Below are 13,172 nucleotides of genomic sequence, written 5' to 3'. Positions count from 1 at the left end.
TGCGCCTCGTTCCCGGCGAGCGGGCGGGTAGGGCAGTGTTCTTTGATATTTACTTTAGGCGGGTTTAGCCCCCCCCCCGGCCCCCCCCGGCCCCCCACCTGATTCGGCCAAGTTAGATGAAAAGCGCTCTCTAGAACCGGCCGCCGTATTCGATCATGGCGACGAAGGTGGCGAAAAATCCGAGGCTAAGTAAACCGTAGAAGCCAAACTTATCACAGAAGCGGCAGCGGTCTTTACGAGATTCGGCGTTCATTGTAGAGGCGGAATGATCTTTTTGAGTGTTCATGCTAGTCCTTTACGCGATGTGCGTGCCAACATGTTTTTGAGAATGTCAATATGCTGATCGTGAAGGCTTTATGGAATTTTTCCATGAGATTGTTTGGCACAAAAATTACGAGGATTGACATCCAATGTGCGTGTTCCTACAAAAAATGCACAATGGGAATTCGGCTATTTACCCCTGAAGAGCGACCGCTGGCCCAAAGTCTGGCGCGATTGGTTTGGATGAACCCGTTTGAGGACGCCCGCAAGGAGCTCGAACGCGAAATTTTGGAGGCCCACGGTAGTCGGCGGACGGAGAAATCGGATTTGTCGGCGATTTTGGCGCTACTTGAGCGCACGATTGAATCGGGTCGTATGCATTGGGAAATGGATAAGGCACCGAATGATCGCGATGCCTACCTGTATCAGGAGTTGGTCTTCTTCCATGTCTTCCACCAGTTTCGTCGTGACTTTGACAAGGTGATTGAGGCGGCGCATGCTCGGGGCAGCGCCGCACAGCGCATTCCGTTTTACGACCGTTTTTGCCAGGAGGTGCGCCACTGGCTGCCACAGGGATTTGTTGGTGATTACGCCGTGATCGATGAGACGCGGCTGTTTGGAGTGTTCTTTCAAGTCAGGCGCGCATTTCAGCATATTTTCCAATACATTGTGGGCACGAGCCCTGCGGCGACCAAGCTGCGTGCGCGGATTTGGCAGTCGATTTTTACGCACGACATGGACCGCTACCAGCGAGTGCTGGCTGATCGCATGGGCGACATTATTACGCTGATCACTGGCCCGTCGGGCACGGGTAAAGAGCTGGTGGCGCGCGCAATCGGGCTTAGCCGCTTCATCCCGTTTAACCCAAATACACGGGAATTCGATGAAGACTTCATTCGCGCCTTTTACCCGATTAACCTCTCGGCGCTGTCGTCGAATTTGATTGAGTCCGAGCTGTTTGGTCACCGTAAGGGCGCCTTCACTGGCGCGTTGCATGATCGCAAGGGTTATTTATCTGTGTGCGGTCAGCACGGGACGGTTTTTCTGGACGAAATCGGCGAAACCGAGCCGTCGATTCAGGTGAAGCTGCTTCGCCTGTTGCAAACGCGAAGTTTCTCGCCGATTGGCGATACTGAGCCGCGTAATTTTCAAGGCAAGATCATGGCGGCGACGAATCGTGATTTGCTGGCCGAGATCGAGGCGGGGCGCTTCCGGGAGGACTTCTACTTTCGTCTGAATGCCGACCATGTGCGGACGCCGTCGCTACGGGAGATCTTGCGGGAGTCGCCAGGTGAATTGGAAAATCTGGTGTCGCACATCGCTCGCAAGCTGGTTGGCCCAGATGAAAGCGCGGCGTTGACCGATGAGGCAATGGTGGTCGTTGCTCGGGATTTATCCGATGATTATCCTTGGCCAGGTAATTTTCGGGAGCTTGAGCAATGTGTGCGCAACATTCTGGTGCATGGTGAATACATGCCACAGCCATTGGGCAGGCCTGATGCGCAAAGCCCAGCGAGTGAGCTCGCTCTGGAGATTCAGCTTGGGCGACTTACGGCCAATGAGCTGATGTCGCGCTACGTGAGCCTGCTCTATGAAAAGACGCCCAATTACGAGGAGCTAGGGCGTCGTTTGGAGCTCGATCGGCGCACAGTCAAGAAATACGTCAATGGAGCTTAGTATGGTCGGCTACGGGCTGACTGGTGGTGGCGGCGCTGGAATGGGCGGCGCCAGGATTTGCTGAGGGGGAGGCGCGAGCTCCAGGGAGCCGGAACCTGGATTAAACATGCTGAAGGCTTCAATTCGGTCCACAGGCGGCTCGTCATCTTGCACGATGATGTCGCCCATGAGGCTGACTTCGTAGACTTTCATGTTCGTGCCGCTTCCGGGGGTTGGGACGAAGCGGATGATTAGGTAGCGGCCCGTTAGGTTGGAGAAGTTGATGCGGAAACGCTCGTCAGAGCCATTGACTGTCTGTTCCACGGTTGGGGACAGCGAACTAAAGAACTCACCCGGTAGGGCGATGGTGGAGAAAATCGTGTCGCCGGCAAACCCCACCACTGATCCGAGGGCGTCGCCAACGTTATTTTGGGCCAAAAGCAGGGGCTCCCACTGGCCGTGGTTGAAGATCATCGCCATGTCGTCATTTTCGCCTTTGTCTGGCTTGGCTTTGAGGGCTTCGCGCTTGGCGTTGTTTTGCTCCGTTTGCTCGTCGAGCATTTGTTGGATGTCATCGGGGAGCTTATTAACGACGTAAAAATCGAAGGTGCCGGGCCCGGATTCGAAGAGCATGGAGACGCTGTTGACTTCGCGCTGATCGCCAAGGTCGACAATGACAATATTCTCTTTGTCATCGGGGGAAAACTCGTAGGAGCTCTCTACGTCGTCATCGATCATAGCGATGGCTTGGCTGGCGTCACCGGAGCTGACATAGCTAACTCGTGAGTCGGAGTGGGCAGAAGCGTAATTATACTTCACCGGTTTGCTGTCGGTAGAGCGATTGGTATTGGCGGCGATATTTTCGTCGCGCTTTTGCTCATTCATGCGCACTTCTGCAACGGAGAGGTCGCCAAATGCTCCCATATTTCCGATGAGCCCTTCTTCCTCGATGATCAAGTGGGCCATGATGTAGCGCGCTTCGAAGGGCAGAAATTTCGGGCTGACTACTTGATTGCGCGTAAATGCGTCTGGCTCAGCAGCGCTTTTCCACGCACTGGCGTCCGGTGCCTCAAGGGAACGCGAATAGAAAAGCTGAACGGAGCCCTTCGCGGTGAAGTTCTTGAAATTGAAGCGGGTGACGGTGAAAAAGTCGTTCAAGTCGACGACAAATCGATATTCGCCGGGCTTTACGTGGAAAGCGCCTGTTGGGTCATCGAGCATCAGCACGCCAATCGTTTCGGTGCTATCTGCTTCCTGCCACGTGATCGGATTGAGAAAATCCTCTGATGCATCATAGAGTGTCGCCCCCATATGCCAGCGGGCCAAGTTCTTCTGCTTGTCCAGCAATTCCTCTTGCGTCGCTTGCGGGACCTCGATGAGGCTAATATCTTCTGTAGCAGTCGATTCAGTGGTTTGAGCAGCGCCAAAGCTGGGCAGCGCGAGAAATGCGCTTCCAATAAATATTTGTCTTATTGCTCCGAAAATCATTGCTTAGGTTTTACAGTCTACAATCTTTCTTCTAAATGAACAGCCAATTATTCCGTTAGGTTAGAGATTCGCCATAACACTATCGGCGTTTAAGGGGGGTAGTTAAAGAAAATGTTGCATTTAGCTATCTTTCCCTGCTAGTAATGCTACATTTTGTATTTTAGATCCATAGGGTAATCAATGTATTTCAACTGCATAGTTCGCTTTAAAAAGAAATGGAGGCTTGTGGCCCTGTTTTGCTGCGGGCTGGTTTCTGCTGCACATGGACAAAACGAAAATTTCAAATTGGGGGGATTCCTCTTCGACCTAGCGGCCACCTTTGACATAACCTACAACGACAATATCAACTACGCCGAGTACAACCCTATATGGGATGTTATCATCACTCCAGGCATTTTCTTGAATGGGCGTTATCAAGTCAGCGAGTTGAATACACTGAGTGTTACGGTGGGGATGGGATATCAGAAGTATATTCGCAATCCGCAGTTGGACTCCATCAACAACTTTCTGGCAATTTCACCTAACACGGAAATCGCATTTACCGTGTTTGTTGATGACGTAACTTTGGAATTTTATGACCGTCTCTCGTATTCGGTTGATGCCGCGGACGCCTTCAGCTTCAACGGCGTTTCGGTTTCGAACAATCCTTTGGATTATGGCCGCTTCACCAATATTGCTGGGGTGGATGCGGACTGGGACTTGAACGATCTGGTGCTGTTTGCCGGATTTAGCCGCTTGGATATCATACCAACTTCATCCATTTTCGACTACACAGAGCGCCACACCTACCAAGCCAGCGCTGGTCCGCGTTTTTTGGTCGCGGACAATCTCACTTTGGGCATCACCGCCACTGCGGCGCGCAACGAATACGCAGAAAACGTCAATAACAACAGCTGGTCCTGGTCGATTGGTCCGATGGCGATTTGGCAAGCGACAGAGAATCTTAGCTTCGCGGGGAATGTCGGCTATCAAGAGTTTTATTTCGATGACACTGGCTCAATTAACGACTCCAGCCAGCCAAGTGGCATTATTGGGTCAGCCACGGTTAGCCACCGCGTATCGAGCGTTTATGAGCATTCATTGACGGCCTCACACAGCTTCAATTATGGCTATTTGTCGAATGTAGATTCGCTCTTTTCGATCATCTATGCTTTTAACTGGCGCATGAACAGCCGGATTTCGCCGCGGGGCCAGATCTACTATGAATTAGGCGCCGACTCTGGCGGGACGGGTGTGGATGCATCTGGCAACCCGATTTCTACGGCTGAAGATTATGGTCGCTATGGGATTGGCATTGGCATAGATTATACACTATCCAAACAATTAACGGCCAGCTTGGACTATGGTTTTTCGCAGAAGGATTCGAACTTGTTTAACCGCTCCTACACTTCGAATGTGGTTACATTGGGGTTGCGGTATGATTTCTAGGAGTCTCGCCTTGCTTGCGCTGAGTGGGTTGACGATGGTTTGGGGACAAGTTGCGCCAACGACTGCTTTGCCCGATAGCCAGCAGGCTTCGGACGCAGATGAAGCAACAGCATCGGCAGAGCCACTACCTTCGCTCTATCAAGCCCCTGCGCCTCCGGTAGATTTGGATGATTCGCAAAAGGCGATGATGGAGCTGGATGATAAAGTAGTCATCAAGGTTGGCGACCAGCTTGAATATACTGTGCTCGAAGACCGGGAGGCACCAGTGGTTTTGCTGGTCGATGAAGATGGCTCGGTTGATTTCCCATTAGTGGGTGAGCTGCCTGCCTCTGGAATGACTTCTCGTCAGCTAGCTTTGAAGGTCAGCGAAGCATTGAAGAAGGATTATTATTACCAAGCCACTGTGTTGCTTGGAGAGCATCAGGCTAATGATCGTCGTGGCGTGGTATTGGTCATGGGCGAGGTGGTGCGCGAAGGCATGGTGGAGATACCTGCTGGTGATATTCTCCGGGTCAGTGAGGCAATCATGCGCGCTGGTGGCTTTAACATTTATTCTGACCCGACGCGGGTGTCACTTATCCGGCCAAATCTCCAGAATCCGGAAGAGTCGCAGCGTTTCGATGTCAATGTAGGGCAAATTTTGGAAACGGGTAATCTGGGCATGGATATCATTGTGCGCGCCAATGACCGTATCTTTGTTGGCCGACGTGGTGACTCCAGCGGCTCATACACGTTGAGTGGCGCCGTTGCTCGTCCGGGGGTATATCCAATTTCAATCGGCCAGAAAATTACCCTTAGCGAGGCCATCTTGTCGGCTGGCGGCTTTACGCAGTTTGGCGATGGCAGCGACGTGAAACTCATCCGCCACGGCGAGGATGGCTCACGCAATGAACAGGAAATCAACGTTGATGAAATCCTGGACAAGGGAAAGCTTGATAATGATGTGTTGCTGAAACCCGGTGATCGTATCATTGTCGATGAAAAATGGATTGTATTTTAATCGATGGCTGTCTCCGGATTTAGCGACAACGATAGCGATTTTGAATGGTCGGAAACGCTCCGCACCTTTTATTTTCGCGCCCGCATGGTGCTCAGCCGGTTGTGGTGGGTGATCATTCTTTGCATAGGGATTGGGGTAGGTATTAAGTGGTACCAGCAGTCTCAGCGTCGTCCAGAGTATCGTTCTGCAGCGCAGATGGTGATCGATGGGCAGGTGAGCATTCCCGAAGGCGCTCGCTATCAAGAAGTGTTCCTGAATTTCTTTGGTACGCAAATTAAGCTGATGAACAGTCAGCAGGTGCGTGAGCGCGCCGAGCAACGTGTCGCGGCGCTCTATCCTGAGCTGAAGAAGATCCCGGTGTATGTGGCGATCAACCAGGCGGAAAATGCCAGTGCATTTGATTTAACCGCGGTTGGCTCTGAGCCGGAGTATGTCCGACGTTATTTGGACGCGCTCATGTATGAGTTCCTCGCCTACAAAGAAGAACGCCGTAATCAGACCACGGAAAAAGTCTTTCTTACGGTGATGCAGAAGGTCCTGGAAAAACAACAGGAAATCGAAGCCTTGGAGGAGCAGAAGCTCGAGTTTCAGCGCACGAATAACATCGTCTTTATTACAGAACAGGGGAACAACGCAGGCACCTACCTCGCAGATTTGAACAATCGACGAGCTGAACTGAGAACGGAAATTCGCATCCTCAACAATATGGGGCAGGATACAGACAGTGAGCTCGACGCCCTGACGGAATCCAAGCTCAGTTCACTCGATTCCAGCTACGAGAATGCAAAGCGACAAGTGGACCAACTGCGTGCAGAGCGGGACGAATTTTCGATCTACATGAAGCCCGCGCACCCGAAGATTCGCCGACTCAATCAGGAGATCGAGCGGCAGGCGAATCTGTTAAACATCTACCGTAGGCAGACGCTGGGCCAGTTGGATAATCGACGGAAACAGTTAGTTGCTGAGCTGGCTAACCTTGATGAGATCATCGCTGAATGGGAAACCAAGGCGCTGAAATACAGTACGCTGCTGGCTGAATTTGATCGGTTAAATTCCCGGCTGGAAAGTGCCAAGGCGGTTCATTCGCGTTTACTCTCATCAATTGAATCGATTGATATCACGCAAAACACCCACCAGGAAACCATTTCCATCCTCCAAAATGCAAGCCCAGCGCGGCCTGTTGCAATGGATAAGAGCAAGCAAATTGCCTTGGGTGGAGTGATGGGGCTGCTATTAGGCACGGGTATTCTCGCCTTGATTTCGATGCTGGATACGCGTGTGGTTTCTGCGGAGGATGTCAGCGCTCGTTTCACACCGCCGGTATTGGGCGTCATCCCGTTACAAGTGGCCAAAAAGGGTGCGCGTCTGCAATTGCTACAGCCAGGTGATGATCGCGTGATGTTTGCTGAGTCCTGTCGTAACATACGCTCGTCCATGCTCTTCATGAACCTGGATGGCCAGCGTCCACAGGTGATTTTGTTGACCAGTGCGGTGCCTGCGGAAGGCAAGTCTACGCTCGCCAGCAATCTGGGCATTACATTGGCCTTTGCGCACTCCAAGGTTTTGCTGGTCGATGCGGACTTGCGGCGCGGTCGCATCCATACGGAGTTCGATATCGATGCGGCTCCGGGGTTAGCTGAGCTGATCGAAGACACGACCTTGAAGCTGGATGATGTGCTCATCAAGACGGAAACTCCCGGCTTGGAAGTCATTCCCTGCGGAGACTATCCGGAGCGTCCAGGCGAGTTGCTGCTGAGCAAGCGTTTCGATGACCTGATGAAAGAAATGCGCGAACGCTATGACTATGTGATTTTCGACTGCCCTCCTGTCCTCGCTACGGACGACACACCTAGTTTCGCAACCAAGGTAGACGCCGTCATTTTTATGGTTCGTTCGAACTACACACGATCGGGCCAGATCAAATCGTCACTCGATATTTTGGAACTGCGTGGTGTGGCGGTGGATGGTTTTGTCCTGAACTTCGTAGATACGCGCCAGCCGAGCCATTACTATTACTATAATCGCTACAATGACTACTATAACTATCGGGCTAATAACAAGGGTTCGTCCAAGAACAAGGCGAAGCCCAATGTGTCATAATCGCTACTAGACCAAGAATAAGTTTGTGTTGCCAAAGGCGAGGACCACACAAAGCTGACCGGTATCTATGGGAGACAAGCCCCCCAGTCGCACCTATGCTGACGTGCATTCCACCGTTATTGCGGTTCAACGGACCACCCCGCCGGTCGATAATACGCCCGAGGTGATTGGGCCTACGCCGTTGCGGCACTTCTTGGCAGTGGCTGCGCTCATTGGCCTGGTGCTGCTCAGCGGTGGGCGTTACCTGTGGGTGCAAGGCGGGTTTGTGGCCTTAATGGGGCTTTTGCTCATCTTAAACCCTCCGGCCACGACTTTTGATAAGAAGATGGACTGGATCGTCCTGGCTTTGCTTGGGGTGGCCTGCTTTTCTTTTGTTCCAAGCGGGGTGTTGACCTTTCTGCCGAGTATTTTCTTCGGGCGTCCTGGCTGGTGGAAAGAGGTGACAGGGGCTGGGGCGGAGTTGCCGGTTACGATGTCGGCTCAGCCGCTTTGCTCGCTGGAATCATTGGTGATGTTGGTGGCTGGGCTGAGTTACTTATATCAACTAGCCAATGCGCGCTTCCAGATACAGGACAGGGTGCGGTTGATACAGACTTTTGTTATTTTGGGTGGGGTGCTGGCTGCGGTAGTCCTGGTTGGCAATAGCCTGGACCTCCAATATTATAATACGGACCGCGCCGCGAGTTTCAGTTTTTTTGACAACCGAAATCAGACCTCAATTTTCCTCGTCATGGTGGGCATCATGGCGTTGAGCATGGCTTATTTTAGCTTTTCGCAGCGCAAGGCTCTGGCGTTGATTTCTGCTGTGGTCTTTGTCATCACGACGTTGGCGATTTCAATGAGTTTGTCGCGCGCCGGCTTGTTGCTGTTTGTGATTGGCTGCGGGGTATGGGTTATTTTGCGCTTCACCATATATGGCGGGCAGGGGGCTACTAAGTTTATTGTGCCGTTGGTGGCCTTCAGCTTTGGCATGATGCTGCTCACCGGGCAGCAGACCTTGAGCCGCTTCAATGACTGGCTGGGCTCGGAAAACAGCATGTTTGAAGATTTTCGCTGGGGCATTTACCGTGATTCGTTGACCATGATTGCCGCGCAGCCAGCGACCGGTGTTGGTATGGGTAACTTTGCTGAAGTCTTCCCGCATTACCGCCATGAGTCGCTTTCTCCGGAGCCGGTCATTCACCCCGAGAGTGATTGGATGTGGATCGCTTCAGAAATGGGGGTGCTGGGGTTCTCGCTCATGGTGATGCTGGTGATTTTCATGTATTGGATGATCCTGGAGTTTGGTGACGATCGTTCGGCCTCTGTGCGCACCGCGGCCATCGTTGCGGCGTCCATCTTCCTCTTGCATTCGGTTTTTGATGTGTCTGGTCACCAACTGGGGGTGGTGCTGATTGCCATTTGGCTGGCTCGTATGGGTATCCCTTACTTGAAGGTGACGCATAACTGCCTGTTTCCAGCGTGGAGTTGGCGTGTGGTTGGCGTCTTTCTCTTGCTCTTTGGCGGGCTCTGGATCACCGCTGATTTAACTGGCTTGATGCTTCATAGTAAAGTGGCAAAGCGTGAAATGGCCTCGCGCGTGGCCGAGGCCATTGAAGCTGGTGAGAAGGAATTGGCGAGTCGTGACATTGATACAGGGCTGGCCTTTATGCCGCTTTCCTGGGAGCTTTACTTGCAGCGTGGTCAATACCACCTTTACGCGGAAAACGATACTTCTGCTGCAAGGCAGGACTTCCAGATTGCCCGGGTAGTGGAGCCGAATTTGGTGGCGCCGTCTTTTTTCGAAGGGCAAGTCTGGCTGCCGCGCAGTACACACTACGCTTACGAAGCGTGGAAGGATAGCCTTAGCCGCCAGGCCGAGAATCCAGCGGAGCTGCATCACCGGATCATCCTGGCTTCGAAGAATAATCCCCGCTTTACCCGTGAGCTGGATCGCTTGAGTCAGGAGGATCCGAACTTCCGTACCGAATACCTGGAAAGCCTTTCAAAGGATGCATTCCTCAAGGCAATCAGCGCTGAGTTGAAGCGTGACCCCGGCCTCAAATTTTACACGGATGAACAGCGCGAGCGTGTGTTAAGTATTTGGCTCAGAAATGGCGATGTGGGCCAGCTAATCAAGTTCCTGGAGGCCAACCCTGGCGTGACGCCGAATGCTTGGTATTATCAAGCCAACGCGATGGGGCGCATGGGGAATTACCCAGGGGCGATCGAACTGGCCAAGCAATATGCGCCCATCCCGCAAATTCCGGTGATGGAAAGCCTCATTTTGCGCGACCCAGGTGAGCTGCGTGCGCTCTATGCGTCACGTCCGGATGACGTTGTACGCGGCAGTGCGCTGCTTCAGACCCAACTGAATAATCAGGATACCAAGGGTGCGCTGTGGACCATTGACCAACTGCTTAAGATGGAAACGCCGCCGCCCTACGCCTACTATTGGCAGGGCGAGCTAAATCGCCTCGACAAGCAATACAAAGATGCCTGGGCGGCATGGCAGATCTACCTGGAAGAAGTGATCGAGCGTAAATTGCAGCTCAAGTCGAGCCAGGCGTCGGTCTTTGGGGGCATTGAGGACACTGACAACAACCCTCTAATCCGCGAACTGATCGAGCCGTTCCAGCGTTAGATGCACGGTTTTAGTGCCGGTGAATTGCCCGTATCTCGAAAGTTGTTGTATACCAGTTGTTTATGGAATATATTGAGAGAGTTCTGCTTTCAAATCAGTATTTTTATTCCATTTTAGAACGATTTTGGCGCATATTCATGGCATCTAAAGCAAACTTTTGGCCGTTGGCCCTGGGTGCTTTTGAATGAAAGCTGTCGCTGGCGTCATGGTTATCTCTAATCCTTTTCGACAGGCTCCCAGAGGGGGGAGGCCATTGTGCCAGTGACTTGGAACTGGGCATTGGGGATTTGCTCAAAGTGGATCTCGAATGGGCTGCTGACAGTTTTGCCGTCGGTAATATCGGCGGTGAGCTTGAGGTCGATGGCGCGCATGGGGACGCGGAAGGCCATGACAGAGTTCGGTTGGATCGTGCTGGAGTTGAAGGTGCGAGGATAATTATCCAGTAGGAAATCCAGTTTGAAGCGGGCAGCGTAGGCACCTCGGTTTTTCACCATGATCCAGCCGAGGCCAAGATCGCCGGCGTCGAGCTTTTCCGATGCAGCGTAGGATTGCTGGATGCTGACACAGTGGTAGGTGTCGCCGTTGGTGAGTGGAGAAAGGTCTTGGTTGACGATGTTCCACGTTGAGCCGTCGTAAACTAAGGCGATTTCTGGCCCACTTTTACCACCTTGGGTGCGTTTTCGGGTGATGAATAGTTTGGCGGTATTGTCGATGTTTTGGATTTTGGTGGCGTTGTTTTTCGTGTTGCCGATGCCCACGGTATGCGTGTCGGCTTGGGCGACGAAGGGTGTCATGCCAAGAGACTCAGTGTCGCCTTCATCGACAGCCAGGATGTTGAGGCGTGTGCCCAAGGGTAACTGCTTGCCATCCTCACGCTGCACGACCCAGTAATTGCCGTTGAAGCTTACGCTTAGAGGCCCAGTGGGTGCCGCATAACTGTCTTGCACCGTTACGATGATGTGGGCGTTCGGATTGAAATCGAGGGAGGGGTGGGAGAGGATTGTTTTACCGTTATCGCGGTTGCTTGGCGCAACTTTATGGAGGAACGCTTTTTTGGAGGCGGGGTGGACGCTCAGGACATTGAAGCGTGCGCCTGCCGGCATGGTTGCGTTGTCCTCGTTGATAATTCTCCAGCCATTAGCAATGTTGTCATATTGGACGCGCACTGAGTGGGGGTTGGGCTTCCCGTGGAGGCCGGTAACAAACAGCAGATGTCCAGGGCGATTGTCGGCGGTGCCATGCTGGAGCAGGGTGGAGGCGCCTTCGAGGTTTTCCTCGTTGGTTTCGTGGGTAAAGGCTTTCAGGGCGGCATTGAGTGGTGATGCCAGCGAGATCGCCAAAACAAAGAGCAGGGTGGAAACGGGGAAAAACTGAGCGGACTTCATAGGGTAATTTGGGCCTGCTGATCAAGATTGCTAAATGGGCCAAAAGCAGTTTGATAGCCTCATGCTAACGAAATCTCTGCACGCCACAACTCTATACCTGTTCTCGGGATTAACGCTTTTTGCGCAAGATGGACAGCCTGCCAGTAGCGCCGCTTCGGCGGCTCCAGAGGAGCCTTTTAAGGTCAACACGGAGGCCTGGGACAGCTTTATTAGCTTCAACGGTGATCGCATCCTCGGCGATCCCTCACAGCATCAATTCACACCCAGCGTAACGTATTATACCAGTTACACCACTGCTGGTAAGCGCATTGCACGCGACTCGATTATGCCTAGCATTGCCACGAGTGGCCCGCTATTTGGTGGCGATGGTTACGGCGCCTTTACTGGTGTGATCCCCTTTGACAGCCAATATACAAATCAGTTTAACGCCGTGGGCGGCTGGAAGTATAACCTCACCGAGTACATCGATGTGGATGTTGGCGGAGGCTTTGCGCTGTATGACAAGAACAGTTTTGGGGAAGGTCAACCGAGTGCTCTAGGTTCTTGGTATCGCAGTGAATTCTACTTCGGCCTCATTGGGGATTTCTTGCTCCATCCAGCCGCATACATCGTCTATGACTCAAATCTCGAGCAGGTCGAAGGCGTTATTGGTGTTTCCCAGCGTTGGGAGCTCGCCCAGGAAGTTTATTTCTTTTGGGAAGGTCGCCTTGGCTACCTCAATGCCAATTCCTACTTCGGCTACGATGGCCCCGCAGGCGTGGGTAAGTGGCAGAATGGCTATGCCTATTGGCTGACTGCGGTTGAAGTGAGCTGGGAAGTCATCAAGAACGGCACGATCGCCATTGGCGGCGGCTATGCTGGCAACAATGATGGCACGATTGGTTTACGTAGCATCGATATGGGCCCCGAGAATACCTTCTACGGCAAGGTCAGCATCAGTTACTCCTTCTAACCCAGCGTCCCGCTGGACCAGTGGATTTGCACAGTGTGCAAATGGCTGACTCCGATGCAGAAGCGGCAAATGGGCTGACTCGACTGAGCTGGTAAATGGCTGAATTCGCAGAGGGAGCACTGGCTGGCTCCTCCGAAGGGGGCAAATGCGACTCCGTAAAGGAGATAAATGCTGGCTCTCGCGCCGAGGAATGGCCTTAGAGCGATTCTCAACCATATTGAGACTTAAAAAGAACCCAACATATGGAGGATTAAACAGGAAGATCGGAAAGAGCGGGAA

The 13,172-nt window shown here is 52.6% G+C and carries 9 protein-coding genes; 6 read left to right on the top strand and 3 right to left on the bottom strand.

Annotated elements, in window-relative coordinates; translation table 11 throughout:
• Positions 1–130: 130 nt before the first annotated feature.
• Positions 131–253, bottom strand: coding sequence for a hypothetical protein (locus tag RBB62_RS10250; protein WP_309398703.1), 123 nt, complete (start codon positions 251–253; stop codon positions 131–133).
• Between the two features lie 185 nt (positions 254–438).
• On the opposite strand from RBB62_RS10250, the gene RBB62_RS10245 reads away from it, so the two are divergent.
• Positions 439–1,938, top strand: coding sequence for a sigma 54-interacting transcriptional regulator (locus tag RBB62_RS10245; RefSeq protein ID WP_309398702.1), 1,500 nt, complete (start codon positions 439–441; stop codon positions 1,936–1,938).
• Between the two features lie 9 nt (positions 1,939–1,947).
• Here RBB62_RS10245 and RBB62_RS10240 read toward each other — a convergent pair whose 3' ends face one another.
• A complete protein-coding gene (locus RBB62_RS10240) occupies positions 1,948–3,405 on the bottom strand; it encodes a hypothetical protein (protein ID WP_309398701.1) in 1,458 nt (485 codons plus the stop codon).
• A 285-nt stretch (positions 3,406–3,690) separates the two neighbouring features.
• Between RBB62_RS10240 and RBB62_RS10235 the strand changes: the two genes are divergently transcribed.
• The 4 genes from RBB62_RS10235 (at position 3,691) to RBB62_RS10220 (ending at position 10,556) form a co-directional block, all read left to right on the top strand.
• Positions 3,691–4,833 (top strand): hypothetical protein, encoded by a 1,143-nt coding sequence (locus RBB62_RS10235; RefSeq protein ID WP_309398700.1) that lies wholly within the window; start codon positions 3,691–3,693, stop codon positions 4,831–4,833.
• Complete coding sequence (locus RBB62_RS10230) at positions 4,823–5,833, top strand: SLBB domain-containing protein (RefSeq protein WP_309398699.1); 1,011 nt, start codon at positions 4,823–4,825, stop codon at positions 5,831–5,833. Before RBB62_RS10235 ends, RBB62_RS10230 begins: the two co-directional genes overlap by 11 nt.
• 3 nt (positions 5,834–5,836) lie before the next feature.
• The gene (locus RBB62_RS10225; RefSeq protein ID WP_309398698.1) at positions 5,837–7,933 is read left to right on the top strand and encodes a polysaccharide biosynthesis tyrosine autokinase; all 2,097 of its coding nucleotides are present in this window, start codon (positions 5,837–5,839) and stop codon (positions 7,931–7,933) included.
• A 67-nt stretch (positions 7,934–8,000) separates the two neighbouring features.
• Entirely contained in the window at positions 8,001–10,556 is a 2,556-nt protein-coding gene (locus RBB62_RS10220) for an O-antigen ligase family protein (protein ID WP_309398697.1), read from the top strand.
• A gap of 215 nt (positions 10,557–10,771) precedes the next feature.
• Here RBB62_RS10220 and RBB62_RS10215 read toward each other — a convergent pair whose 3' ends face one another.
• A complete protein-coding gene (locus tag RBB62_RS10215; protein WP_309398696.1) occupies positions 10,772–11,941 on the bottom strand; it encodes a DUF7452 domain-containing protein in 1,170 nt (389 codons plus the stop codon).
• Between the two features lie 61 nt (positions 11,942–12,002).
• Here RBB62_RS10215 and RBB62_RS10210 point away from each other — a divergent pair, with 61 nt between their 5' ends.
• A complete protein-coding gene (locus tag RBB62_RS10210; RefSeq protein ID WP_309398695.1) occupies positions 12,003–12,893 on the top strand; it encodes a hypothetical protein in 891 nt (296 codons plus the stop codon).
• The last annotated feature ends 279 nt before the right edge of the window (positions 12,894–13,172 follow it).

It is taken from the genome of Cerasicoccus maritimus (assembly GCA_031296935.1).
GTDB classification, from domain to species: Bacteria; Verrucomicrobiota; Verrucomicrobiia; order Opitutales; family Cerasicoccaceae; genus Cerasicoccus; species Cerasicoccus maritimus.
Note: the sequence above shows the minus strand (reverse complement) of the source record. Positions and strands in the feature narration are given on the sequence as shown.